The 24,353-nt window shown below is 54.6% G+C and carries 23 protein-coding genes and 1 tRNA gene; 9 read left to right on the top strand and 15 right to left on the bottom strand.

Features of this window, described 5'->3' with window-relative positions; all coding sequences use genetic code 11:
• Positions 1–16: 16 nt before the first annotated feature.
• The gene (locus O0879_RS18410) at positions 17–757 is read right to left on the bottom strand and encodes a transporter substrate-binding domain-containing protein (protein WP_099665327.1); all 741 of its coding nucleotides are present in this window, start codon (positions 755–757) and stop codon (positions 17–19) included.
• Between the two features lie 363 nt (positions 758–1,120).
• Between O0879_RS18410 and rsxB the strand changes: the two genes are divergently transcribed.
• Both rsxB and nth read left to right on the top strand, forming a co-directional pair.
• Positions 1,121–1,852, top strand: coding sequence for an electron transport complex subunit RsxB (gene rsxB, locus O0879_RS18405; protein WP_289918033.1), 732 nt, complete (start codon positions 1,121–1,123; stop codon positions 1,850–1,852).
• A complete protein-coding gene (nth, locus tag O0879_RS18400) occupies positions 1,849–2,496 on the top strand; it encodes an endonuclease III (protein ID WP_034782448.1) in 648 nt (215 codons plus the stop codon). Before rsxB ends, nth begins: the two co-directional genes overlap by 4 nt.
• Positions 2,497–2,550: 54 nt before the next feature.
• Here nth and proB read toward each other — a convergent pair whose 3' ends face one another.
• The 5 genes from proB to rplU form a co-directional block, all read right to left on the bottom strand.
• Complete coding sequence (gene proB, locus O0879_RS18395) at positions 2,551–3,669, bottom strand: glutamate 5-kinase (protein WP_251349774.1); 1,119 nt, start codon at positions 3,667–3,669, stop codon at positions 2,551–2,553.
• A gap of 27 nt (positions 3,670–3,696) precedes the next feature.
• Positions 3,697–4,107, bottom strand: a complete 411-nt coding sequence (locus O0879_RS18390; RefSeq protein WP_035825091.1) for a hypothetical protein — start codon at positions 4,105–4,107, stop codon at positions 3,697–3,699.
• Between the two features lie 12 nt (positions 4,108–4,119).
• Positions 4,120–5,229: a GTPase ObgE gene (obgE, locus tag O0879_RS18385; RefSeq protein WP_077400162.1), complete on the bottom strand. Its 1,110-nt coding sequence runs from the start codon at positions 5,227–5,229 to the stop codon at positions 4,120–4,122.
• A gap of 113 nt (positions 5,230–5,342) precedes the next feature.
• Positions 5,343–5,615, bottom strand: coding sequence for a 50S ribosomal protein L27 (rpmA, locus tag O0879_RS18380; protein ID WP_070219281.1), 273 nt, complete (start codon positions 5,613–5,615; stop codon positions 5,343–5,345).
• Positions 5,616–5,655: 40 nt separating this feature from the next.
• Complete coding sequence (rplU, locus tag O0879_RS18375; RefSeq protein ID WP_034754730.1) at positions 5,656–5,967, bottom strand: 50S ribosomal protein L21; 312 nt, start codon at positions 5,965–5,967, stop codon at positions 5,656–5,658.
• Between the two features lie 304 nt (positions 5,968–6,271).
• Here rplU and ispB point away from each other — a divergent pair, with 304 nt between their 5' ends.
• A complete protein-coding gene (gene ispB, locus O0879_RS18370; RefSeq protein WP_077400159.1) occupies positions 6,272–7,261 on the top strand; it encodes an octaprenyl diphosphate synthase in 990 nt (329 codons plus the stop codon).
• Between the two features lie 66 nt (positions 7,262–7,327).
• Here the strand turns inward: ispB and arsH are convergent, their stop codons facing one another.
• From arsH to O0879_RS18355, 3 genes are read right to left on the bottom strand one after another with little or no spacing between them, the layout of a single operon-like run.
• Positions 7,328–8,065 carry an arsenical resistance protein ArsH gene (gene arsH, locus O0879_RS18365; protein ID WP_289918027.1) on the bottom strand — a complete coding sequence of 246 codons (738 nt, stop codon included), beginning with the start codon at positions 8,063–8,065 and terminating at the stop codon, positions 7,328–7,330.
• Between the two features lies 1 nt (position 8,066).
• Positions 8,067–8,489 (bottom strand): arsenate reductase (glutaredoxin), encoded by a 423-nt coding sequence (gene arsC, locus O0879_RS18360; protein WP_289918026.1) that lies wholly within the window; start codon positions 8,487–8,489, stop codon positions 8,067–8,069.
• Positions 8,486–8,857 (bottom strand): metalloregulator ArsR/SmtB family transcription factor, encoded by a 372-nt coding sequence (locus O0879_RS18355; protein WP_289918024.1) that lies wholly within the window; start codon positions 8,855–8,857, stop codon positions 8,486–8,488. The genes arsC and O0879_RS18355 overlap by 4 nt, the downstream gene beginning before the upstream one ends.
• 132 nt (positions 8,858–8,989) lie before the next feature.
• Between O0879_RS18355 and O0879_RS18350 the strand changes: the two genes are divergently transcribed.
• The 3 genes from O0879_RS18350 (at position 8,990) to O0879_RS18340 (ending at position 13,015) form a co-directional block, all read left to right on the top strand.
• Positions 8,990–11,083 (top strand): AsmA family protein, encoded by a 2,094-nt coding sequence (locus tag O0879_RS18350; RefSeq protein WP_289918022.1) that lies wholly within the window; start codon positions 8,990–8,992, stop codon positions 11,081–11,083.
• Between the two features lie 54 nt (positions 11,084–11,137).
• A tRNA-Pro gene (locus O0879_RS18345) sits at positions 11,138–11,214 on the top strand.
• Positions 11,215–11,365: 151 nt separating this feature from the next.
• Positions 11,366–13,015: a site-specific integrase gene (locus O0879_RS18340; RefSeq protein ID WP_289918019.1), complete on the top strand. Its 1,650-nt coding sequence runs from the start codon at positions 11,366–11,368 to the stop codon at positions 13,013–13,015.
• Positions 13,016–13,553: 538 nt separating this feature from the next.
• Here the strand turns inward: O0879_RS18340 and gvpU are convergent.
• Positions 13,554–14,066 carry a gas vesicle accessory protein GvpU gene (gene gvpU / locus O0879_RS18335; protein WP_289918018.1) on the bottom strand — a complete coding sequence of 171 codons (513 nt, stop codon included), beginning with the start codon at positions 14,064–14,066 and terminating at the stop codon, positions 13,554–13,556.
• Positions 14,067–15,631: 1,565 nt separating this feature from the next.
• Here gvpU and O0879_RS18330 point away from each other — a divergent pair.
• Entirely contained in the window at positions 15,632–16,276 is a 645-nt protein-coding gene (locus O0879_RS18330; RefSeq protein WP_289918016.1) for a hypothetical protein, read from the top strand.
• Here the strand turns inward: O0879_RS18330 and O0879_RS18325 are convergent.
• The 3 genes from O0879_RS18325 to O0879_RS18315 form a co-directional block, all read right to left on the bottom strand.
• Positions 16,269–16,865 (bottom strand): hypothetical protein, encoded by a 597-nt coding sequence (locus O0879_RS18325; RefSeq protein ID WP_289918015.1) that lies wholly within the window; start codon positions 16,863–16,865, stop codon positions 16,269–16,271. The two genes, O0879_RS18330 and O0879_RS18325, sit on opposite strands and share 8 nt — an antisense overlap.
• 142 nt (positions 16,866–17,007) lie before the next feature.
• A complete protein-coding gene (locus O0879_RS18320; protein ID WP_289918013.1) occupies positions 17,008–18,264 on the bottom strand; it encodes a hypothetical protein in 1,257 nt (418 codons plus the stop codon).
• 10 nt (positions 18,265–18,274) lie between these two features.
• Positions 18,275–18,865: a hypothetical protein gene (locus O0879_RS18315; protein ID WP_289918011.1), complete on the bottom strand. Its 591-nt coding sequence runs from the start codon at positions 18,863–18,865 to the stop codon at positions 18,275–18,277.
• 162 nt (positions 18,866–19,027) lie between these two features.
• Between O0879_RS18315 and O0879_RS18310 the strand changes: the two genes are divergently transcribed.
• Both O0879_RS18310 and O0879_RS18305 read left to right on the top strand, forming a co-directional pair.
• Complete coding sequence (locus O0879_RS18310) at positions 19,028–19,330, top strand: helix-turn-helix transcriptional regulator (protein ID WP_289918009.1); 303 nt, start codon at positions 19,028–19,030, stop codon at positions 19,328–19,330.
• A gap of 211 nt (positions 19,331–19,541) precedes the next feature.
• Positions 19,542–20,732 carry a protein rep gene (locus tag O0879_RS18305; protein ID WP_289918008.1) on the top strand — a complete coding sequence of 397 codons (1,191 nt, stop codon included), beginning with the start codon at positions 19,542–19,544 and terminating at the stop codon, positions 20,730–20,732.
• Between the two features lie 200 nt (positions 20,733–20,932).
• Here the strand turns inward: O0879_RS18305 and O0879_RS18300 are convergent, their stop codons facing one another.
• Positions 20,933–22,657 (bottom strand): ATP-binding protein, encoded by a 1,725-nt coding sequence (locus tag O0879_RS18300; RefSeq protein ID WP_289918006.1) that lies wholly within the window; start codon positions 22,655–22,657, stop codon positions 20,933–20,935.
• Positions 22,654–23,877, bottom strand: a complete 1,224-nt coding sequence (locus tag O0879_RS18295) for a hypothetical protein (RefSeq protein WP_289918004.1) — start codon at positions 23,875–23,877, stop codon at positions 22,654–22,656. The genes O0879_RS18300 and O0879_RS18295 overlap by 4 nt, the downstream gene beginning before the upstream one ends.
• Between the last annotated feature and the right edge of the window lie 476 nt (positions 23,878–24,353).

The following is a 24,353-nucleotide window of genomic DNA, read 5'->3' as shown; positions in this document are numbered from 1 at the left end:
GCGGCGGTGCGCCGTGTCAGGGAGTCGCCGGGGCGGTCGCCAGGCTCTGGTCGAGCCGCTTCCAGTAATCGCGTTCCAGCCGGGCCGTATCGATATCGCGCGCCGCCTCGTTGAAGCGTTTTTGCCACGCCGCCCCCCCGGCATCGCGCTGGAAGCACACATGCACGGGACGCTCCTTGAAGACGGTATCGATGACGGCGATGCGTTCGCGCTCGGCCTTGCTGAAGTTGCGCCCCATCAGCAAGTGCTGCAGGACATGGCGCTCGATGACGATCACGCGGTAACGCTTGATGAACAGTTTCTTCAGATTCGTCGCGTCGTTCAAGCCTTCTTCCGTCTTCAGCTCGCCGCGCGCCACCATGCCGTCGAACTGTTCCCCATTCGAGTAACCGGCCACGGTGCCGATGCGCAACTTGCCCAGGTCGGCCAGGCTGGCACCGGGCACGCCGTCCTCCTTCAGGTAGGCCAGCACACCCTGCGTGTTACCAACCGGAACAGAAAAGTGGCAGAGTTTTTCCCGTTCCGGCGTGCGCCACACGGCCAGAAACCCGGCATAGCGGGAACTGGCCAGGCCAAACTGCATGGCGCGCTTCCAGGGAAAATAGTCATATTTGACCGTATAGCCGAGACGCTCGAAAACGGCGCTGACCATGGCGCCCGACATGCCATCGGCCGGCAGGCTGCGGGAAATAAAGGGCGGCCAGTCTTCCGCCGCGAAGCGGACGATGCGCGAACTGGCAGCGCCCGGCGCCGCCATGGGGGAGCTAGCCTGCCCGTGTGCAAGGGCAAGTGCAGAGTGCATGAACAAACAGAAGGGCAAACCAACTGTCCGGAGGAAACGCATGTTTGGCTCCTATGGCCTGGCGCACCGTGCAATGCAGGCGCGGCAACAGGACTGGCGGTCGGCTTTTTTTGATCACTGGCTTGATAAAAATCATGCTCCCACAAAAAAAAGAAATTGCAAAGTTGTTTATTTGCACTTTGACATTCCCACGGGAAATAAAATACGATTGCGGCGCGCCTGCAACAGGCTGTCATGGCGCTGGCTATCCCCTCTCACGCAACAGGTTTTTACTTGTGCGCGCGCCGGATGCCCGATAATGGCGTTTTACCGTGGAAGATGACCGTGCCGCACCCTGCCCCTCCCTCACTTGCCGACCAGATCGAAGACTTGCTGCCGCAAACGCAATGCACCAAATGCGGCTACAACGGCTGCCGCCCGTATGCGGAAGCGATTGCCGCCGGCAGCGCCGACATCAACCAGTGCCCACCGGGCGGCGCGCAAGGCATCGTGCGCCTGGCCGGCTTGCTGGGCAAAAAAGTCATCCCGCTCAATCCCGTCAACGGCCTCGAACGTCCGCGATCTGTCGCCTACATCGACGAATCGCTGTGTATCGGCTGTACCCTGTGCATCCAGGCTTGCCCGGTGGACGCCATCGTCGGCGCCGCCAAGCAGATGCATACGGTGGTGACAAGCCTGTGCACGGGCTGCGACCTGTGCGTGGCGCCCTGCCCCGTCGACTGCATCGTCATGTACCCGGTCAGCGGCGACACCACGGGCTGGGATGCCTGGAGCCAGGCAGAAGCAGACGACGCGCGCGCGCGCCACGATTTCCGCACGCAGCGCCTGCGCCGCGAAACGGAGGAAAACGAAGCACGCCTGGCCGCCAAGGCCGTCGCCAAGATGCGCGAAGTGACGCAGGAAGTGCCCGTCACGCCCGACGAACAGGCGGAAAAGGAACGCAAGCGCGCCATCATCGCCGCCGCCATGGAGCGCGCGCGCGCCAAGGCCGCTGCCGCCAGCACGGATACCCCCCAGCCAGCCCCCACCACCCCGAAAAAAGACGCATGAACGCTGCCAAACGCCTGGAAATCTTTACGCGCTTTCGCGCCGCCAATCCTTCCCCGAAAACGGAACTCGACTACACGACGCCGTTCGAGCTGCTGATCGCCGTGCTGCTGTCGGCACAGGCGACGGACGTGTCCGTCAACAAGGCGACCCGCTTGCTGTATCCGGTCGCCAATACGCCAGCCACGATACTGGCCCTGGGCGTGGACGAGCTGGCCAGCTACATCCGCACCATCGGCCTGTTCCGCACCAAGGCGAAGAACGTCATCGCCACCTGCCAGATCCTGCTCGAGCAGCACGGCGGCGAAGTGCCGCGCGACCGCGCCTCGCTGGAAGCCTTGCCCGGCGTGGGCCGCAAGACGGCCAACGTGGTCATGAACACGGCGTTTGGCGAACCGACGATGGCCGTGGACACGCATATCTTCCGCGTCTCGAACCGCACCGGCATCGCGCCAGGCAAGAATGTCGATATCGTCGAGCAAAAACTGCTGAAATTCATCCCCAAGGAGTTCCTGCACGACGCCCACCACTGGCTCATCCTGCACGGCCGCTACACGTGCACGGCGCGCAAGCCCCAATGCTGGAATTGCATGATTGCCGACCTGTGCGATTACAAGGACAAGTCGCCGATGCCGGCCGTGGTGTAAGGCAAAAAAAACGGCCCGCGAGGGCCGTTTTTGTCGTTCGCAGCAAGCGGACGCTTACAGCAATACCATATTGTCGCGATGGATCAGCTCATGGCCTTCCATGTAGCCGAGAATCGCTTCGATCTCGGTGGACGGCTTGCGCATGATGCGGCGCGCTTCGCCGCTCGTGTAGTTGGACAGGCCGCGCGCCACCGGCACGCCATCCACGTCGACACAGGTGATGACGGCACCGCGGCCGAATTCGCCGTTCACGCCCGTCACGCCGATCGGCAGCAGGGACTTGCCTTCCTGGCGCAGCTTTTGCACGGCGCCAGCGTCCAGCACGACGGCGCCGGCCGTGTGCAGATGATCGGCCATCCACTGCTTACGCGCCGTCAATTGCCCCGTTTGTGCCAGTAACTCCGTACCGATCGCTTCGCCCTGGGCGAGGCGGCTGAGCACGTCGCTGTCGCGGCCCCAGGCGATGATGGTGTGGGCGCCGGACTTGGCGGCGCGCTTGGCGGCGAGGATTTTCGTCAGCATGCCGCCACGGCCCAGGCTGCTGCCGGCGCCGCCGGCCATCGCTTCCAGGGCCGGATCGCCGGCGATGCCTTGCGTGATCAGGTAGGCGGTCGGGTCCTTGCGCGGGTCGGCCGAGAACAGGCCGTGCTGGTCCGTCAGGATGACGAGCGCATCGGCTTCGATCAGGTTGGCGACCAGGGCGCCCAGGGTATCGTTGTCGCCGAACTTGATTTCATCGGTGACGACCGTGTCGTTTTCATTGATGATCGGCACCACGCCCAGGCGCAGCAGGGTCGTCAGGGTGGAGCGGGCATTCAGGTAGCGTTCGCGGTCGGCCAGGTCGGCGTGCGTGAGCAGCACTTGCGCCGTGCCGAGGCTGTGGGCGCGGAAGCTGCTTTCATAGATTTGCGCCAGGCCCATCTGGCCGACGGCGGCGCAGGCCTGCAATTCGTGGATATCGGTGGGACGCTGCTCGAAACCGAGGCGCAGCATGCCTTCGGCGATGGCGCCGGAACTGACGAGCACCACTTCCTTGCCCAGGGCGCGCAAGCCGGAAATCTGCGCAGCCCAGCGCGCGATGGCAGCATGGTCGAGCCCGCGGCCATCGTTGGTGACCAGCGAAGAGCCGACTTTGATGATGATACGGGTAGCTTTTTGAATCACGGAATCCATGGGGCGGCGCTCTTCACTTAATAGACGTCAGCGCGCAGGACGCAGCAGCAGCAAGGCCAGCCCCGCCGTCAGCTCCATTGCGCACATGAACAACACAAAACCCTGGGGCAAGCCGAAGCTGATGGCCGCGAACAGACGGCCGGCGGGCTGCGCCAGGACCAACATTGCTGTGATATCGCCGAGGACAGGCGGTTCGCCCTGCCGTGCCGCGAACAGCGCCAGGAGCGCGGTAGCGCCCCAGACACCGACATGCGTGGCGTAGAACTGGCTGTAGCCATTGACGCCATTGAGGAAGATGCCCATGCCGGCCGCCATTTCATCGGCGAACAACAGGCAGGCGACCGCGCTCAGCCCGTAAGCATACGCGATCAGATGCAATACACGGCGCTGCCACGCTTGCTTGCGCGCTGGCGCGGCAGCGGCCGTCTGTACCGACATCAGGGTAAAGCCTTAGTCGAGGATCTTGAAACGCGGATCATCCGGGTCGATCGACGAGATACCGCGCGCTTCTTCGGTCATCTGCGTTTCTTCGGCACGGCTTTCGCTGTGTTTCTTCGCTTCCAGATGCTGGTAAATCGCATTCACCAGTTCCGGGCAACCTTGATGGTTCAGCGCGGAAATCTCGAAGACGGGACCTTTCCAGGCGAAACGCTTGAGGAAGTCCTTGACGATCTTCTTGCGCTCTTCTTCCGGCACCATGTCGAGCTTGTTCAACACCAGCCAGCGCGGCTTGTCGACCAGCGACTCGTCGTACTTCTTCAATTCCTTCACCAGCGCCTTGGCTTCCTTGACAGGATCGACGTTGGTTTCGAACGGCGCCAGGTCGACGATGTGCAACAACAGACCCGTGCGCTGCAAGTGACGCAGGAATTGATGGCCCAGGCCCGCGCCTTCGGAAGCGCCTTCGATCAAGCCGGGAATATCGGCGATCACAAAGCTCTTCTCGTGCGACACGCGCACTACGCCCAGGTTCGGGTGCAGGGTGGTAAATGGATAATCGGCAATTTTCGGGCGCGCGTTCGAGACGGCCGAAATGAAGGTCGACTTGCCGGCGTTCGGCATGCCCAGCAGGCCTACATCGGCCAGGACTTTCAGTTCCAGGCGCAGTTCGCGGCGTTCGCCTTCCTTGCCCTCGCCTTTTTGGCGTGGCGCGCGGTTGGTCGAGGACTTGAAGTGGATATTGCCCCAGCCGCCTTCGCCGCCCTTGGCCAGCAATTCGATCTGGCCGTGTTCGGTCAAATCGGCCAGGATTTCGCCGCTCGCGTTGTCGATGATCAAGGTGCCCACAGGCATGCGCAGGTGGATGTCATCCGCGCCCTTGCCATAGCAATCTGCGCCACGGCCAGGCTCGCCATTGCGAGCCTTGTGCATTTTGGAGAAACGGAAATCGACGAGCGTGTTGATATTGCGGTCGGCGACAGCCCAGATGGACCCGCCCTTGCCGCCATCGCCGCCATCGGGACCGCCGAAAGGCCGGAATTTTTCACGGCAGAAAGATGCGCAGCCGTTGCCGCCATCGCCCGCGATGACTTCGATTTTTGCTTCGTCGATAAACTTCATAATTTTGCCGCCATAAAACTAAAAAGGCTCTACCTTGGGCAGAGCCTTTCGATTGAAGGCTTGCGCCTTACATCATGCGATCATGGCGGAGCGAACTGGCGCTCCGCGATGAATTACGCTGGTACTGCTTCGTTTGGTACAACGGTCACGAATTGCTTCGAGCCAGCACCTTTGACAACGAACTTCACTTTGCCCGCGATCAGCGCGAACAACGTGTGGTCCTTGCCCATGCCTACGCCTTCGCCGGCGCGCACTGGGGTGCCGCGTTGACGAATGATGATGCCGCCAGCATTGATAGCTTGGCCGCCGTAGACTTTAACGCCCAGACGTTTTGATTCTGAATCACGGCCGTTTCGCGTTGTGCCGCCGCCTTTTTTATGTGCCATTTAAGACTCCTTGATAGCTGATTAATTCAAACAGCGGCGATTAGCCGTTGATCGAAACGATTTGGATTTCGGTAAAATTCTGGCGATGGCCTTGATGCTTTTGGTAGTGCTTACGACGACGCATCTTGAAAATTTTGACCTTATCATGGCGACCATGCGCCACAACCGTAACCAGTACCGTTGCACCTTCGACCAATGGAGCACCAAACTTGATGCTGTCGCCCGCGCCTACTGCGAGCACTTGATCGATGGTGATTTCGGAACCAATGTCTGCCGGTATCTGTTCTACTTTAAGTTTTTCGCCAGCGACAACTTTGTATTGTTTGCCACCGGTTTTTATGACCGCGTACATGATTTGAAACCTCATCAAATGTTGAAAGAATTTGTCCCACTGCCATGAAAAGCAAGCCGTGCACAACAGGGGGAACCAGCGATTATACACGGACTGAGAAATTGCGTCAAAAAGTATTCACAAAGCTTGACGATCGTGGTATGTCGACAACCTGACCATCATGTCAGGCTTGCGCCAGGCGGACAGCAAAACGCGCGCCAGTGCCAAGCAGATCAATCAATTGCCCTACAGTCATAGGCAAACGTCACGCACGCGCAAGCCTTGTCGTATAATCGCGGCACCCACAATCTAATGCAGGTTCGCCTTGTCTGACGCTAACAAACACGTTAACCAAAACACCATCGTGCAAACGATTGCCGCCGATATGGACGCAGTCAATACGGTGATCCGCCAAAAGTTGCACTCCGATGTGATTCTGATCAACCAGATCGCTGAATACATCATCAGCGCAGGCGGCAAACGCATCCGTCCCGTGCTGATCTTGCTGGTGGCCAATGCCCACGCCTATCGCGGCACGGCGCACCATGAACTGGCCGCCGTGGTCGAATTCATCCATACCGCCACCCTGCTGCACGACGATGTCGTCGATGAATCGTCGATGCGCCGCGGGCGCCAGACGGCCAATGCCCTGTTCGGCAATGCCGCCTCGGTGCTGGTGGGCGACTTCCTGCACTCGCGCTCGTTCCAGCTGATGGTGTCGCTGAATAATATGCGCGTCATGCAAATCCTGTCCGACGCCACCAACGTGATCGCCGAAGGCGAAGTGCTGCAGTTGCTGAACATGCACGATCCGGACGTGACACAGGAAAGCTATCTGAACGTCATCCGCTCGAAGACGGCCAAGCTGTTCGAAGCGTCGGCGCAACTGGGCGCCCTGATCGCCGGCGCCAGCGAAGACGATATCGAAGCGGCAGCCGAATACGGCCGCTCGCTGGGCACGGCTTTCCAGCTGATCGACGACGTGCTCGACTATGCAGGCGACGCCGCGGAAATCGGCAAGAACGTGGGCGACGACTTGCGCGAAGGCAAACCGACCATGCCGCTGATCTGGCTGATGGAAAACGGTACGCCAGAGCAACGCGAACTGGTGCGCAGCTGCATCGAGCAAGGCGACGAACAGCATTTCGACGCCGTCCTGACGGCCATCACCAGCAGCGGCGCCCTCGACTACACGCGCAAGCAGGCGGAAATCGCCGGCCAGCGCGCCGCCGATGCCATCGCCGGCTGGCCGGACAGCGTCTATAAGCAATCCATGCTGCAACTGTGCTCGTTTGCCGTGGACCGCAATCACTGATCGCGATTTGCGCTACAGCAAAGACAACGGCGCCGATGGCGCCGTTTTTTATACACTGTCGAAAAGCTAGGTGCGCTCGTGCTCCATCGCCGCGCCCGCCAATTCCTGTACGATGGCCGGCGCCGCTTCCAGCCGCTCGCTGTAGCGGCTGCCCAGGTAATCGCGGCGGTCGCGCACCAGCAGAGTGAATTTGTACAGTTCCTCCATCACGTCGACCAGGCGCTCGTAATACGGCGACGGCTTCATGCGGCCGTCATCGTCGAATTCCTGGTACGCCTTGGCGACGGAAGACTGGTTCGGAATGGTGACCATGCGCATCCAGCGTCCCAGCACGCGCAAGCCGTTGACGGCATTGAACGATTGCGAACCACCGGACACTTGCATCACAGCAAGAGTTCGCCCCTGCGTGGGCCGCACGCTGCCCGTTTCCAGCGGCAGCCAGTCGATCTGCGATTTGAACACGCCCGTGACGGCGCCATGCCGCTCCGGGCTGCACCAGACTTGCCCTTCCGACCACAGCGACAGTGCGCGCAACTCTTGCACTTTCGGATGCTCGGGCGACACGCTGTCGACCATGGGCAAGCCGTGCGGGTCGAACACGCGCGTGTCGGCGCCGAAGTGGCGCAGGATGCGTTCCGCCTCCAGGGTCAGCAGCTTGCTGTACGAGCGCTCGCGCAAGGAACCGTACAGCAGCAGGATGCGCGGCGCGTGGGTGGACACGCTGGCCGGCGCCAGCTTGTCCAGGTCCGGCACATCCAGGTGCGCGGCGCTGATGTTCGGCAACTCGTTGGCAAGGTCTGCCATCTCAGGCCACCGGCTTGCCGTCGGCGCCCACCACGGCCTGGCCATCTTCCTTGGCAAACGCGCCCTGCTGCGGAAGCGGCAGGATTTCCAGCACTTTTTCCGACGGCCGGCACAGGCGCACGCCAAGTTCCGTGACGACGATGGGGCGGTTGATCAAGATAGGATGGGCTTGCATAGCGTCGAGCAAGGCCGCATCGGGCAAATCCGGATTGGCCAGGCCCAGCTCGTCATACAGGGCGCCCTTGTCGCGCATGACGGCGCGCACGGTCAGGCCGGCGCGGGCGATCAGGTCGACCAATTCCTCGCGCGAAGGCGGATGCTTGACGTAATCGATGATGACGGGTTCGACGTCCGTGTTGCGGATCAGGGCCAGGGTATTGCGCGAGGTGCCGCACGCCGTGTTGTGATAAATCGTGATCGTCATGTCGTCGTTTCCTTCAGTAAATGTGGTTCGCTGACGCAGCAAGACGCGCCGGCGCAGCAGTTCTCGGTCAAAAAGGCCAGCAAGCCGTTCATGCCCGCATAGTTGGCCGCATAGATGATGGAACGGCCCGCCTTGCTTGCCGTTACCAGATTGGCGTGCGCCAGTTCTTTCAAGTGAAACGACAGCGACGAGGGCGCAATGGCCAGCGCTTCGGCGATTTTCGTCGCGGCCATGCCTTGCGGCCCCGCTTGCACCAGCAAGCGGAACACGGCCAGCCGCGATTCCTGTGCCAGCGCGGCCAGGGCCACGATGGCGGAAGTACTCGTCAGCGGTGTCGCTACGCTCGCTATTTGCTGTGTATTTTCCATATTTCAATAATAGTCGAATTATTGAATCATTTCAAGCCATACGTCTTGGCTACCTATCTTACGTAACCTAGCGCACCGACTGTCATGGCCTATCGGTCTACCTTGATGAAAAATCACTGCGATCGGCATCCCATGACACGCTCGACACCCCTGAAAATCCTCGGCTGGAGCCTGGCCGCCCTGCTGGCCCTGGCCGCCATCGTGGTCATCTTTGTGCTGACCTTCGACTGGAACCGCGCGCGCCCCTACATCAACGAGAAGGTGTCGGAAAGCACGGGCCGTACCTTCGTCATCGGCGGCGATTTGCAGGTGAAATGGAAACAAGGGCTGAAAACGGAGCCCGGCTGGCGCCGCTACGTGCCGCGGCCCATCATCAGTGCGCAGGACGTGCGCATGAGCAACCCGGACTGGGCCACGGCCGGCCCGCAGCTAGCCAGCGCGAAACGCATCGACGTGGCCCTCCATCCATTGCCCTTGCTGCAGCACAAGGTAGTGCTGACGGACCTGGCGCTCGACGCGCCGAACATCGCCCTGCAGCGGCGCGTCGACGGCAGCAACAGCTGGACCTTCAAGGACAACGGCCCTTCGGCATGGGACGTGGAAATCCAGCGCATGGCCTTCGGCGACGGCGCCATCCGTTATCTGGATGAGGGCATTTCGCTGGACGTGCACGCCAAGGTCAGCTCGACGGCGCCCGACGCCACGCCGGGCGACGCGCCAGGCAGCGCGCCCGTGCAGAAATACGGCATCGCATTCACCCTGGGCGGAACCTATCGCAAGGCGCCCGTGACGGGTGGCGGCAAGGCGGGCGCCGTGCTGTCCTTGACCGATAACAACACCGTTTATCCCGTGCAGGCCCATGCCGTGCTGGGCAAGAACAAGGCCAGCATCGACGGCACCCTGACGGACCCGCGCTCCTTGTCCGGCATCGACTTACAGCTGAGTCTGGCCGGCGCCAGCATGGCCGACCTGTATCCGCTGACGGGCGTGCTGCTGCCGGAAACGCCGGACTACGCCACCAAGGGACGCTTGCTGGGCAAAAAAGACGGCGCCACCTGGAACTGGACCTATCAAGACTTCAAGGGCACGGTGGGCCAGAGCGACCTGGCCGGCACCCTGCAATACTTGCCGCGCCAGCCGCGTCCCCTGCTGCGCGGTGAAGTGACGTCGCAGCAATTGCGTCTGGAAGACCTGGGCCCCACCATCGGCGCCGACAGCAATGCGCAGAAACAGGCGCGCGGCAAGGCGCCCGTGCAGCCCGCCAACAAAGCCTTGCCGGTGGAACAGTTCAACACGGCAAAATGGAATGCGCTCGATGCCGACGTAAAATTCACGGGCAAGAAACTGGTGCGCACGCACGACATTCCGTTCAACGATATCGTCGCCCATATCCACATGAAAGACAAGGTGTTGAGTTTGACGCCGCTCAACTTCGGCATGGCCGGCGGCGACATCACCTCGAATATCACGCTCGACGGCCGTCAAAAGACCATCGCCGCGCAAGCCAAGGTGGCGGCGCGCCACCTCAAAATTCGCGAACTGTTTCCCAAGCTGCAATCGATGCAAGCGAGTTTCGGCGAAGTGTATGGCGACGCGGCGCTGACGGGCCACGGCAACTCCGTCTCGGCCATGCTGGCCAGCGCGAATGGCGAACTGGCGGCCACCGTCAGCGAAGGCTCCGTCAGCCAATTCATGCTGGAACTGGCCGGCCTGAACCTGGCCAACGCCGTCTTCGTCAAAATCTTTGGCGACAAGCAAGTGCACCTCAATTGCATGGCCAGCGACTTCGCCGTGACGAACGGCCAGGCCGACGTGCGCCGCTTCGTGCTCGATACGGACACGGCCGTCGTGAATGTCACGGGCAACGTCAACCTGGCCCACGAAACCCTGGACCTCGACGTGCGCCCGCGCACCAAGGGCGCCCGCATCATCACCCTGCGCACGCCGCTGTACGCGAAAGGCACGTTCAAAAACCCGGACGTGGGTCCGCAAAAAGGCCCGCTGGCCCTGAAAGCGGGCGCCGCCGTGGCCCTGGCCACCGTCGTCACGCCGCTGGCCGCCCTGCTGCCGCTGGTCAACGTCGACAAGGCGCCCGACACGGACTGCGCCGCCGTCATGGCGCAAGCGAACGCCACCCGCAAGGCCCCTGCCTCGCCGGCGACGAACGCGCCAGCCAAAAAAGTGAGCGAAGCGGACATCAGGAAGGCGCAGCAGGAAAAGAAATAAGCTTTGATGCAAGCGCTTGAAAGCCACCCCGCCATCTGCTGTAATGAAGGAAAGCGGGGTGTGGCTCAGCCTGGTAGAGCGCTGCGTTCGGGACGCAGAGGCCGGAGGTTCGAATCCTCTCACCCCGACCAAAAACCTCCTTATAAAACAGCGAGTTAGTGTCTTGCTGTTTTGTTTTCTGGATGGTCCAGTGGCAAGTCAGTGGCAATCGTCTGACTTTACACCTGGCATGGACAACTTTTTGCCCTATACGGTGTTCCACAACTACGGAGCATCGCCATCATGGCATCCATCGAAAATCGTTCCCGCATCCAGGTCACTGTCAAGAACCGCGACGACCTCACAAAGCAGTTCGCTCACAGCGCTCACAAGGCTATCCAGGTATATATCCAGAAACTGCGCGCCGAAGGGCTGAAACCCCGTTCGGCAAAGTTGAATGACCATTACGTCGTGCGCACGCGTAGCGTCGGCGCCAAGAACCAGTGTATTGTCGTCCACAGCGAAACAGAAGCTATCGACATCAAACAACGGCTCGAGAGCGAGCTGCGACGCGGCTTGTTCGTCGATTACGGCAGCGGACAGAAAGCAAGCCTTGCGGACCTGCTGGTTCGCTACCTGCGCGAGGAAGCACCGCGCCACAAGAGCTTTGAAGTAGAGGGATATAAAATCAACGCCTTGCTGGAAGATGCTGGCCTGCCTCGGGAGGACCTGGCAGCAATCGTGGCGGAACATCCTAACCCCCATCCGAAAGTCGCCAGCATGAAGATGCGCAAGTCCACCGGAACGCGCGTAGGGCAGCCGTCGGAAGCTGGCAAGTTCATCCGTAAGCCATTCGCGGCCGTCGTCCCTGACGATTTCACGGACTACATAGACGAACGTTGCCAAGTTGTCGCACCGGCAACTGTGGATCGGGAAATCGACCTGTTTTCTGCGGTCTGCCACCTCGCCATCGACACCTGGCGCATTCACGTCCTGAAAAATCCGATGGACGGCGTGCGCCGCCCGCGCTACTACAATGAGCGGGACCGTCGAATGTCACTTGATGAAGAAGCGAGGCTGCTTCGCGCCGCGCTGGTCGAGGACCGTGAGCAGTCCATCATCCGGCGTCTCGAGCAGATGATGCAGGACGAGCGCCAGGAGGCAGACGGCGCTGCGACTACATATCGCCGCAAGCAGATTATCAAGGATGCACGCCAGCGTTACATGCGCGAAGCAGAGGCCAGCTACGTTCATCTTCCTCTGTTCGAAACCCTTATCCATTTTCAACTCATGACTGGGGCTCGTCGCAGCGAAACGCTGACACTGACCTGGTCGAACGTCAATCTGGATACGCAGACTGCTTATCTGCCTGAGACAAAAAATGGCCGCGCCCGCAAGCTCCCACTTCGCCGCGACCTGGTTGAGATGCTGCGCCAACTGCCGCACAACAGCGAGCTGGTCTTTCCTGTTAGCGTGGACGGCTTGCGAAAAGCATGGACGCGGATGTGCTCAAGTGCGGGCCTGACCAGCAATGCCGAACTCCGTGTCCACGACTTGCGCCATGAAGCGATTTCCCGCGTTGCCGAAGCGGGCAGTAACACGCCCGGCGGCTTCTCACTGGTGGACCTTCAGCACTTCAGCGGTCATCGAGATGTCCGTATGCTGCTGCGCTACGCCCACCTGTGCACTCAGAGCCTCGCAAAGCGCCTTGACGCAGCGTTCTCCGACAACAATCAGACAACCACGCACCACGGAGTCCGCAGGCTCAAGAAAGGCGCCAGTGTGACGCTGGCGAACCTTGTCACCACAAACACTGTTGAGCCGGATAATACCGAACAGCAGGAACACGCCGTTTCGCCAACTTCCAGCGAAGTCTTACTTGCAAAGGCCCACATGCACTCCAAGTGTCAGGACAACGTCGTTCACATAGACTTCAAGCGACGCACAGCGTAACGAGAAATCGCCTGCTTCCTAGCCAGCCGTTTAAACTTAAGCGTCAGTCATTTTTTCTCGCAAGCAATGGCCTAGCTCCGACCATGCGATTACGCGAATTTCGATACGGCACGTGAAACAGCATGTTAAACATGTGTACGGTTCGTCAGGACGCAGCCTGACGATCCTGCCACATCGCAACATTGCGCCAACCTCTCTGAAAACTTCATAGACACCGAGGTTGATGTCCATGATGAAACTGGCAGCGTCGCTAGCCAAAAAGAGGACTACCACGACCATCTCCTCCGGACGCCCGGATCGGTCCAACGGCGTCAGCGCGACAAGCTCCACAAAAAGCGCGCTGTCCGGGTCCATCATGCGTGTTGTCACTGCAAACCCAAGATGACCACAGACAAACGCCGAAGCAGGTCACCGCTCCCTGGCGTGCGCGTTACGCACCGGTGTTAGCTGACTCTATTATCACCTCTACCGATAACACTCAAGCCGCAGCTAAAATATTGTTTTTCCAAGTTTTGGCTGCCCCCTCATACGCTGGACTTCAGTTAGAGTTTGGCAGCGGTGGCATTCCGATGAAAAAACCGCTTACTTCTGAAATACGCCCTCTCCACAAATTCGAGGTCACTGAAAATTGTGGTCTTCCGGGAGCGTAAGTTCGCACGCCTTGCAGGTGAATATAGCGAGCAGGGGTAATAGGTGATTTATCTTCGGCTTCCGACCTTTTTGGCTTATATGAAGAAAACAAGTCAAAATATGACTGAGCTATCTCAGGATTATCCTTGAACGAAGCCTTGAATTCAGCGGCGAACTCGTCCAAATAAGTCTCTACGGAAATGAGCTGCCCCGATACCATTGAACCACCGAGGTTTAAAGTGATGCTGATAGACAGGCCCCAATCATTCGCATGCTTTACCAGCTCCTGTAAGAGACGATCTTGATCCGGCTTTTGTAGGTGTGCAGGAAATGCTGAATTGTCGACTTCGCTAGCACATAGGACCTCATCTTTAATGCCAGCCGAATCAACTCCGGCACTGCTGATTTCGTTTTCAATCATGGCCTGCTTTCTAAATTCAATTCAATCGGAAACTCAGTATATCGGATACTGTCTAACCGCGCTAATTTCACCCACAAGAAATTTAGCGTAAATATCGTAGTATTTTGCTGCAGCTCGTCGCTATCATTAACCATCACCTCTATACGTGGCACGCACGCCCTCAGCCATCCTCAGCTTGAAGCTTCGCGGATAGTTCAGTTCCAGTACAACCGGCATCGTTTTAACACTGTGTCGATATTGGTTTCCGTCAAAATAGCGGGAACCACTTTAAACTATACCGCGAAGATATACTGACGGTACAGACACCCGTTGACGATCAGAAAACCGCCCCGCAAGCAGCAGGGCGGTTTAAAAGATGGCCGAGTATCGAGCATGATGCCCGGCCTTAAGATAGTGCCTCTGTAATGTTTCCTTTTTCGCGCTCCAACCAGCCAAGGTTGAAGATCGTCTGATCCACCGCCAGGTGAACCAGAAGGCATATCACCGCAACGGGCCGCCAGGCCCTGCCACACACTTTCGCAAACGCTCCCACCTTTCGGGGCATGGTGCCTGCCATGCCGCCACTGTCGTGGCTCCCCAGGCGCTTCGGTCGTATCGCGCCTTGAGTCAAACCCTACTCAGTCAGTCTCCCCCTCTCGCCATCAGCCCGTGTGGTGCCAACCAACACGGTACGGAGAGAGGTTCCCACGTTAGTTACCAGCTAATGCGCAATGCAGCGCCACTGTCTCCACAATCACCTAGCCTTCCGGCTCCCCTTAGGTTTCCCCAGCTCGATGTTCCTAGCAGCTCAGGTACTCGGATCATGCTTCATCGACTACGAACCACGGCTTCATGCCTATGGCTCTACATTGCTCTGCACAGCATCCGTCGGGGGATGCCGTTACACGCTTAAGCTATCCAGAGGCCCACGATTTCTCGAGGTGCCAACTGCGCCAGGTTTCCCCTTGCAGCCCTCATGCGTCACCGCATGCTCATCAGCCTACGTGTGCAGTACAGGTTGCGCCCTTACGGTACGTCCCCTGAGCCAGACTTTCACTGGCTTTCACTCGATAACAGGTCACCAGGCCATTGCCTGCCTGGCGCCGTTTCCGTGTCGCCCAACATCCGCCGGAGGGACCGGCGAGATTGGGTCGAAAGAGGGAGTCACACCCTCCAGCGCCCTTCGCAGCCGCACCAGCCCTATTAAAGGCATGCAGCTACAGCGTTTGCTTGGTTTCAGGTTGGCGACCTGGAACCTGTCGGAGTGGCGCTCCGACGTACCCTTACGGGCGTATGTGTTTTTGCAGTCTGGCGGTCCGCTCGCTAAGCCCTCATTGTCATTGAAGACTCACCGAGCGGACCACCATGCATACGATTTCTTCTCAGCCTTCGCTGAAGCATTGGCCTTAAAAATCCATCTGTCCTATCAAGGTATAGCGTAACGACAGCTTCATGAACAAATGTTTTTGCATGATGTTGTTTGCCGTGCTGTGCACGGAACATCATTACGTCTCATCACAGCCAACGCAATCGCACTTTATCTGTGATGTGAGCTATACGGAGTATCACCATATTCAGGAGACACCATGCTTGCATCCACCCCTGTCGCGCGCAGCAAAACCGCCGCCCTGAGCCGCGGAATCGACGCTATCAGCAAGGGCTATCGTTCTTACTGCTGCGGTACCGTGTCGGCGGCGAAGGCTGAACAGCTCGCCAATAAGCTGCATGAACGTCACGCAATCGGCGCGACACCAGCCCAGCGCCTCGTGCGCAAGAAGCATGGAAAGGCTAATGCACTGCTGGTCATGTATTGGCCGCTTGGCGCGGAACAAGTGGAATGGCTGATGCTGTTCACGGTTGGCCTGCTAGATTCATCCGAGCATCTGCGCGATGTGGCCGACAAGCATCGTCTTGAATGGCTGTGCTATGAACTGGTCCGGTACCCTGTTCGCGGTGCGGCAAGTTGGACATGGCGGCGGTCTAAAATCGAGATGGCCGAACACTACATCATGCTGGACCAGTCGTTAGCCAAGCGGCACCATGATGCTGTGGAGAGCCATCTTGCCCGAATCGCAAACCAGCCAGGCTTCCATGGCGTTCGAGAGCAATCTTGGGCGTTATGCCAGTACGCCCGGCAGCACGGCTATAAAGGCGACCTGCCACATATCTTTTATGTGCAAAAAATCAGTCATGGTGATCGGTTGGCCTTACAACCTACCAAGTTCACTTAGTATTGCCCTGATCTGTAGCAGTTTGGTATCCAGCCAGACCCGGCAAGCCGGGCAACGCTTTATTTAGCTCGGGCAAGGCGGTAGTAATAAAGCTATCCGCTTTCTTGTCTGTTTCTGCCAACAAAACTAAACGCTCAATAACCTGCGGCATCCAGGGTGGCATTTTTTCAGGCGGAGTCTCCAGCATGTCGCCGGCCTGAAAGAAGGTATGCATGTCAACTTGACGGCTGCCAAAGAACGGTTTCCGGGTTGACGGTATACCAGCACGCAGAATAGCCTCCGAGACATTGCCTTTACATATCTTGCGATTCACGACTACGACATAGCCAGCGATTTTTTCGGGTTCCGGTGGAAGGATAATGACCTCGTCACCACGACGCACCTCTTCCGGCCAAGTACGAGTGAAGGGCACCAACACGCCATTGAACGAGCACTTACCCTTACCATCGTCACGCCAGTATTCACGATGCAACTTCAACTCGACAAATGCATTTTTTCCCAAGGGCACAGGAGTTTCTTCGCTAGGGTATAGGGTGATGCTTGAAATCAGAATAGCAGCTAAGTAAATCATGTTCAGTACGTCCAGCATTTTCAGTCCCTTATTGATTTATGAAAGCCTGCAAGCGCACCTTCTTACTTATTATTATGAATTTGAAGAGCCACGTATGCGCCCGGGCTTATAAGCGCCAGCACACCGCTGGCGCCTTGGTAGATTCATCCGGTTGAGGTTATTATCTCGTCAGTATTGCGGAACTAATGTCGCCGGGATACTTTCCTTCCTTTTCAGCTTGAATGAAGGAATTAAGCATAAACTTCATCTCAAATCCCTGTGCGACGGAGAGTGCCGTCACACCCTTGCTGTCAGGTGACCCAGGCCGGATCGCACCCGCCGCCAAGAACAGACGAAAGGTAAGAAAATCGCCACGGCGCGTTGCATCAACAAACTGATCTTGGTCATAGAAACGGAAACCCATGGAGTTAAGCTCCTTGCGCGCACCGATGAAGGATAAGTCCACGCCACCTGCCGGCTTATCTGTAGTATCAGTTTGCTTGGTCCGTGCTGGCTGCTCTGCGATTTGCTGCACAACGGCCGCTGGCTGCGAGATGCTGCTTGTGGGGGTCTTCTCGATAGAGATATCGTACACTGTCACCCGTTGGCGCATATGACCAATCTGGCGAGCTTGTTTATGGGTAATAGCCCAGCCCTCATTCCGCAGGATACCTTCATCGACCACGCCGTAGTTCTGGCAAGTATAGGTCTGAGCAACCCCGAAAGCACCGTTGGAAAACGTCTCCACCGTCTGTTCGCACCAGTCCTTGGCACCACTGGGCGCAGCCTTTCGCTTGGCCCATTCGGCATCGTTACGCTGGGCTAATGCTTGTCGTTTTGCAGCCTGCTGGGTTTGCATAACAGCCTTTTCCTGCTGTTGAGAATCCGTATTACCTTGCTCGAACGCCGCCAGCATAATCGCCGCATCTTGCGGTCGAATACTGTTGATCGCCGCTTTGACTTTGGAGTCGGTGTATCCAAAAGGCGTTAGTCCGCCTGAGTTTTTGTTAAAGAGTATTCGAAGAACTCCAATGGCCATCTTCTTTTCGGCAAAAACACTAGTGCAAACGGAATGATATTCCGACTCGCGCACCTCAAAGTTTTCGCAATCAGTACGCAGGTCGGCATAAGCATTTTTCCAGTGCTGCAAATCCCTGGTCGCGACAAATAACTCGACTGGCTCGGTTCGTTTTAGCTTGGGCGGAGAAGTATAAAATTGGTCGATATCCCAGTGATTACCAGCCTGCCGGATAGCTACATAAAATGGAGAATCTAGTGGCTCGTCATTTCTGATCGTCACAGACCAATTATTGTTAACTTCAGGTGCAGTGCCAGACTTTGGAACAGGGGTCTTTCCGACATCCCCATTCTCAGCAAAAGTTTGAAAGGATATCATAGCCATCAAAAGTCCCGAGGCAAGAAAAACTAGTAAACGCATTCCTGCCTCCTTATTGGGCGTTGACAAGTTCGGGCATCCGATCAAAGACGTTGGCTTGTTTTAGAGCCCATTCCGGGGAACCTACCTCGCGCAGAGGATTATTTTTAGCCTTTTCCCATTGATCTTTTTGAGCCTGACTGATTCTCCCAGCCACATAGTCTTTCATAACACCTGTTGGAACAAACACTCCTGAAAAAGTGCTATTGCACGGACCGTATTGATCCATCTTCCGAGGGATTGCGGTACAGCGCATAACAACCGTATTTACGCCATAGTTCCCTTGGTCAGTATAGGTTGTGAAAGAATAATCGGTGAAATCCGGCGCAAACCCTGTCAATTCTTTATTGAAGGCAATGCGCTCTTGCCGCTCATTAGTGATAATCGGGCGAGTCTTTGAGATACTGACGACTTTATACTTTCCATCACTGATGCTTTTCTCCAAAAGCACATAACGCGCATCGGACATTGCACCCTTCCCGAGAACTGGATTGACAAACTTCATAGGTTGTCCATTCGGATTGATAAGCGGCTGTTGTGGGGTGGCACAGCCTAAAAGTGCCAAGGCAACAGCAATCAACGCAGGATTTGTGTATTTTTTCATAATTTACTATGGGTTACTTATATTCAAAATTTATGATTTTTTAGCAAACGATGGCCGCGAATAGTTCTATTTGAAGGTTTGCTTTTTATAATTCACGCTATAGCGTGTAGCACTATAGCATGCAAAATGGCTTGATGGTTGCCTCACATCAACTGAGGCAACATGAAAATTCACAACGAATTTGCAAACGCTTTTCGGAAGGTTAGACGCGCTCGCGGACTGACTCAGGAGGACTTTTTCGACGAGAGCGGCCGCACGTACATCAGTGAACTTGAGAGAGGACTCAAGCATCCCACACTGGTCAAAATCGATCAGTTGGCTGGGCCGCTCAAGCTGCATCCATTGACGGTACTTGCGCTCTCTTACTCTTCAAAAGAAGACAGCATGGCCGCGCTGGATAAGTTGCTGGAACAGGTACGGCAGGAGGCTGAAGGGATTTTCCAACAGGAGGTCAACAAACAATAACCTAATCTTTCAGTACGGAGATTCCTCGCAACGTCATTTATCACGTTGAGGTTTGCTATACTAAATCATCAGCCGCTCAGAGCCGCTGGAGCTGCATCTTCCTTTAACCTCGTCGCATTACCAGTGCGAGGACATATTTTTCAACTGCCGTTCAGGCAGACAAGGCCAATAATTTTATACAGCTGGGCTGCGACGCACATTGAGTGCGTCCATGTCACACATCAAACAGGTCTTGTCTATCATTCCGTCTTTGCGCCGCGAAGGAAGCAAATTCGAAAGCGCAGAGCTTCAGAATATTGTGCGCGAAATCCTTCCTGACAGTCGTGTCGCTGCCTGCCTGCGTCACAGACTGAGCAACTCTTCAGTAACGGTCAGCACGACCGAGCGTGGCAACACTCGACTCGGCGGCCTGATGGTTTGCGATTCCAGCCATATCTGCCCTGTTTGCCACTCCCGCAAAATGGCAAAAGAGCAGCAGATTGTTTCCCGCATTGTGCACGATCATTACCAGGCCGGCGGCATTCTCCTCGCTGCTGCGCTAACAGCCCCCCATCAGGTCTACGAACCTTTGTCGGAGAATCTGGATCAAATGGAGTCAATCTGGAAGTGCTTTCGTAGCCCGGCAATCTGGAAGCGCTTCGCTGACAAATTGGGCATTGTAGGATGTGTACGGCGCTTGGAGGTAACCCTAGGTGCAAATGGCTGGCACCCACACCTCCATGTCATGTTCCTGTGTAAGTCGGAGCAAGCCAAGGAAATCACAGGGCATTCATGGCGCACTGCACTGGACGACGCATTTCATATCGTGTCAACCCACTGGCGGCAGGCTGGAGGGAAGGCCGGCATCATTATCAACGAGAACGCGCAAGCAGCCGTTGCCATCATTGAACACATTGATGCCCAACGAACGGTGAACTACAACACCAAGAATATGGGCTGCTGCAAGAAGCCCAACAGTCTAACGCCAATCGACCTGCTACGCGTCGTCGCACAATCGGACAATGGTTCTGTCACATATGCAGCCAAGCAACTGTTCAAAGAGTATGCCACTGCCGTCAAAGGGAAGCACACCTTGACTTACTCCGGATCGGCCAAGCTCTCCCGGAATGACGCCGTTAAGTCAGCGGATGCAGCCTCCACTGATGTTGTAGAGGATAAGCTCGGCACTATCTCGCCTGATGCTTGGAGCGCGATCATCAGGGCTGGCCTGCGCGGATACTTGGCGGTGGTCAAGTCGCGCCGGGAACTGGTGGCGATTGTGCTTCGCGCTGCACTTAGATCAGGGCATAGGCACATTCCATTGCGCTGGATGCGATTGGCGTTTACGGCTAAAACGAAAACCGTAATTAGGTCAAGTGCTATCAGCCCGGCTCCCGATACTATGGTTACCCTATGCATGTAGTTGCCCTGCCGGGAGCGGCCACTGGAGGATAAAGCTCTCCAGTGGCAAGTATCGACGCTACACTCCACAAGTAGCGGATCAGGCGCATTTTTGATTGTATTCTGGTTGACGGATCGGGGAAGTGAATCTCAGTCCGCCAATGGACCGCTTTTCGAATGCTTATCCCCATGGAACTATGAGCTGAAGCATTCCGCCCATAATTAGTGTTTCCATGGTTCTGTTATTTTATCGAAATCAATATCCTTCCACTCTTTTGCCCACTCCTTGAGAAAAGCAATATCAGTTGACCGCGGCGTTTCCGTACACTCATCAATCAACACTAAGGAAGGTAGCGCAATCGCATCACCGATAATTAACGCCTCACCAGACTGCAACGATGGCAAGCTAGATATCAGATCACCTGATGTATCCGGAAGGAGCTTCCTAACATACGCTTGGTCGTCAGGATTGGTAAGGCGCATAGCAATATAATTACAACATTGAGAAAATATCGTTTCTGACACCTCTGATGGACGCTGACTAACTATTCCAAGTGTAACGCCATATTTACGTCCTTCTTTGGCCACTCGCTCGATTGCCAGCTTAGATGCCCGATATTTTACCAAATCACTTCTTGGAACATATTTGTGCGCCTCCTCATAAACCAACAATATCGGCGCTTCGGCTTGTCCATCTCCTTGAACATGACGCTTATAATAATATCCCAACTCAAATATCAATCGAGAAATTAAAGAAACCGTAATACTTAAAACCTCAAATGGGATGCCACTAAGATCAATTACGGTCACATTCGAAGTTGATTTATTTTTTTGACCAATAATTTGCTGGAGTATCCCCTCAATAGTTTCATCCCCAATATCTTTAAATAAAAAATCCAATCTCTGATTATCTATTATATTTTCTATTCGCATCAAGAATCTATCAAATTCTCCTGAATATGGGCCATTAACATAATCTGCTGATAATTTATCAAATTCGTATAAGGATTCAAAATATTCAGGAATTCTTTTCTCTATTTGCTTCTGATTTTTATCTTCTGGAATTTTCCCTTTTTTCTTATTCACTAATTCGTTGTTCATATTTTTTAAATATTTCACCACCTCCAAAATATCGAATTTCAATGGCGAGTCAAAATAAGCCTTCCTACCTGGGTTATATTTCTTCTTATTTTCCACCACAGCATATCTAAACTGAGATAATTGATTATATGAGCTATTTTCTCCACTCTCAATAAATAACTCAGTCAACTCCTCACTATCGAATAGCCAATAGGGTATTTTCAAGGAATTTGCGTCTAGATAATTGCAATCCTTGAAAGCACTTTTATATTCTCCATGTATATCAAACAAAACGATATGCGAACTGTTCAATCCTGAGTAATTCCCAGCTTTCACACTAACTGCGGATTGTAATATTTTCGCAACTGTATGAGATTTTCCGGAACCAGTAGACCCGACAATGGCGAAGTGCTTATTAAAAAATTTGTCGCCATTAACAGGAACTCGAACGGATTTGTCAGTAGCCAACGTAGAAAACTCGAATCGTTCCCCTTCTTTGATCCCAGTAGCAAAAACCGCCTCAAGTTCCTCTTTTTTGAGGATGTCAATGCCATTGTTCGGAGGAAGAGGAATTCCGTGACCGCCCCGTTTAAACTTTAATCCGCCTTGATCGTAAAGCATTCCCACCAACTTAACGTCAAGCATGAAAGACGGCGGCTGCGCGGGCGCTCCAGGGTTCGGCAACTGAAGATCCTTAATGCGATAGTTATCAATAATTCCAACCACAAATGTTCCATCTAAACCTCGGCATGGTACTTTCACATAGCTACCGATATTGAACTGACCAACAAATTTTGTGGGGTCAATAATTTCAATAACAAGCGCAGTTGCTGACACGCTCGAAATTTTAAAGTTTTCACCATTCACTTTGCAATCCTCATAAGGGTTAATATTTCTTCTGGAGCAATATCATCAACAGAAAACATCGGAATGGAACTCCAAGTTTCTACCTCAGGTACATCGAAATACATCAGCCGATCCGGAATATATTTATTTTTCAGTTCAGAAATTCTTGACAGCGAAGCTATTCTTACTTCAAAAGATATTTCACCCAACGAAGCCGTAACCTTTTTTCCAACCACCTTCAGATTGACGACCGGCAACTCTACAAAAAACTCCGTCTTAAACAATATTTGTTCATATCCATCATTTATTTTACCGCCAGATTCTATCAACTTCTTCTTTACATCAAAAACCATATCACCCCTTATCAAAAACATAGGGGGGTTCACATCGCAAGTGGCTGACTTGAAATAATCGAACAAAAATCTTTTGATTAAGTCTGCTATTTTCTCAGGCGAAGTAGACCTAGAAGATTGTCCTATAAGGATGCAATTATTTTGGTTTGCATAAATTGCCGGGGCTCTTGATTTTAAGAAATTTAAATAAGAATTTCTTGACTTGATTTGAGAAAAAGTGGAATTGAATATCGCTCTTTTCCCACTATCCATCAATGAAAAAATTGTATTTCTATCGCAAACTCTCTGGCTTTTATCGGTATTTGAAATTACAATTTTCCTCAAATGATCCGCGATAATATGATAAAGAAATAACGCTTCCTTATCTGACCCGCAAAATGACTGATTCGAAATTACTTTTAAAACATCACCAAAATGTGCATCGTAATCATCAGCGAATTGAAGTACAAATTTTTTAGAAAAATTTGCGCGAACCACGGCGGATATATTTTGAATCTTATCAAAGTTTTTCTTGTGTGATTCAGAGGAATTTTTACTCAATGCTATATTTAATATATCATCAATACCGGTCGGAAGAAACGACATCGAACAAGGCAGTACATCTTTAAAGTGACAGTAAAGAATAAAAATCTTCCCTGTCGTATCGATAAGAAACTCATCAATTAATTTAACAACAGGTTCTCGTATTTTTGAATTTGCAAATTCCTGGGTTTCTTTATATTTAACCTGTATAACTGTCGTATTTGTATTTATATCTTGTATTTGTTCGATTGCAACTTTCGCTCCCGAAGAAACTTCTTTAAACAAAGCTAAAATAGTCTTGTCTATTTGAAAGTCAAAGCCTTTTATTGCATAATACCCGCCGTCCTCCACAGATTTCCCTTTCAAGAAATTTCGCTCACTCACCGCCAGTTCACCCGAACTTAGCTCATCAACTCAATACATAAGACTGATCCTACACCGGAACTTTCTGTTTATGCAATGAACTACTGCGATATCTAAGAAAGTTTGCAACCATGAGTCTCTTTCTGCTTTATCCCACTGCCAACCTTAAGATTCTCAGATTAAAAGTAAGCTGAAAATCGGTCAGGAATATCGCTTCCCTGCCGTTGGCGGCTCAGATCGGGCTATCAGGGACTGTATTTGCTCAGGCATGTACGACACGCACGAATCCACCTTAGACCGGTGCGGCCTTGACCTTCTGTCTGACCTACCACAGACGCTGCTAGCACTGCTAGAGCCAAGACAGCAGTCCTGCTGGCAAACGATCAATGGCAAGTCAGTGGTCAGTGCAACAGTTCAAAAATCAGTGCCAAATCAGTGGCAGTTTTCTATTTTTGCCACTAATATTTATTTCCAAAAAG

The organism is Janthinobacterium sp. SUN120 (assembly GCF_030397735.1).
In the GTDB taxonomy this organism is placed as follows: Bacteria; Pseudomonadota; Gammaproteobacteria; order Burkholderiales; family Burkholderiaceae_D; genus Janthinobacterium; species Janthinobacterium kumbetense.
This window is presented reverse-complemented; position numbering and strand designations above follow the sequence as displayed.

What these genes read in the sequence shown, in the direction of transcription:
- O0879_RS18390 (WP_035825091.1), bottom strand. Translation starts at nt 4,107, where the DNA reads ATGTCGGTACAGACGGCCGCTGCCGCGCCAGCGCGCAAGCAAGCGTGG.
- nth (WP_034782448.1), top strand. Translation starts at nt 1,849, where the DNA reads ATGAACGCTGCCAAACGCCTGGAAATCTTTACGCGCTTTCGCGCCGCC.
- rpmA (WP_070219281.1), bottom strand. Translation starts at nt 5,615, where the DNA reads ATGGCACATAAAAAAGGCGGCGGCACAACGCGAAACGGCCGTGATTCA.
- O0879_RS18330 (WP_289918016.1), top strand. Translation starts at nt 15,632, where the DNA reads ATGCTTGCATCCACCCCTGTCGCGCGCAGCAAAACCGCCGCCCTGAGC.
- arsH (WP_289918027.1), bottom strand. Translation starts at nt 8,065, where the DNA reads ATGGCAGACCTTGCCAACGAGTTGCCGAACATCAGCGCCGCGCACCTG.
- O0879_RS18340 (WP_289918019.1), top strand. Translation starts at nt 11,366, where the DNA reads ATGGCATCCATCGAAAATCGTTCCCGCATCCAGGTCACTGTCAAGAAC.
- O0879_RS18355 (WP_289918024.1), bottom strand. Translation starts at nt 8,857, where the DNA reads ATGGAAAATACACAGCAAATAGCGAGCGTAGCGACACCGCTGACGAGT.
- rsxB (WP_289918033.1), top strand. Translation starts at nt 1,121, where the DNA reads ATGACCGTGCCGCACCCTGCCCCTCCCTCACTTGCCGACCAGATCGAA.
- obgE (WP_077400162.1), bottom strand. Translation starts at nt 5,229, where the DNA reads ATGAAGTTTATCGACGAAGCAAAAATCGAAGTCATCGCGGGCGATGGC.
- gvpU (WP_289918018.1), bottom strand. Translation starts at nt 14,066, where the DNA reads ATGATTGAAAACGAAATCAGCAGTGCCGGAGTTGATTCGGCTGGCATT.
- O0879_RS18305 (WP_289918008.1), top strand. Translation starts at nt 19,542, where the DNA reads ATGTCACACATCAAACAGGTCTTGTCTATCATTCCGTCTTTGCGCCGC.
- rplU (WP_034754730.1), bottom strand. Translation starts at nt 5,967, where the DNA reads ATGTACGCGGTCATAAAAACCGGTGGCAAACAATACAAAGTTGTCGCT.
- O0879_RS18310 (WP_289918009.1), top strand. Translation starts at nt 19,028, where the DNA reads ATGAAAATTCACAACGAATTTGCAAACGCTTTTCGGAAGGTTAGACGC.
- O0879_RS18315 (WP_289918011.1), bottom strand. Translation starts at nt 18,865, where the DNA reads ATGAAAAAATACACAAATCCTGCGTTGATTGCTGTTGCCTTGGCACTT.
- O0879_RS18410 (WP_099665327.1), bottom strand. Translation starts at nt 757, where the DNA reads ATGGCGGCGCCGGGCGCTGCCAGTTCGCGCATCGTCCGCTTCGCGGCG.
- O0879_RS18350 (WP_289918022.1), top strand. Translation starts at nt 8,990, where the DNA reads ATGACACGCTCGACACCCCTGAAAATCCTCGGCTGGAGCCTGGCCGCC.
- O0879_RS18320 (WP_289918013.1), bottom strand. Translation starts at nt 18,264, where the DNA reads ATGCGTTTACTAGTTTTTCTTGCCTCGGGACTTTTGATGGCTATGATA.
- O0879_RS18325 (WP_289918015.1), bottom strand. Translation starts at nt 16,865, where the DNA reads ATGCTGGACGTACTGAACATGATTTACTTAGCTGCTATTCTGATTTCA.
- proB (WP_251349774.1), bottom strand. Translation starts at nt 3,669, where the DNA reads ATGGATTCCGTGATTCAAAAAGCTACCCGTATCATCATCAAAGTCGGC.
- arsC (WP_289918026.1), bottom strand. Translation starts at nt 8,489, where the DNA reads ATGACGATCACGATTTATCACAACACGGCGTGCGGCACCTCGCGCAAT.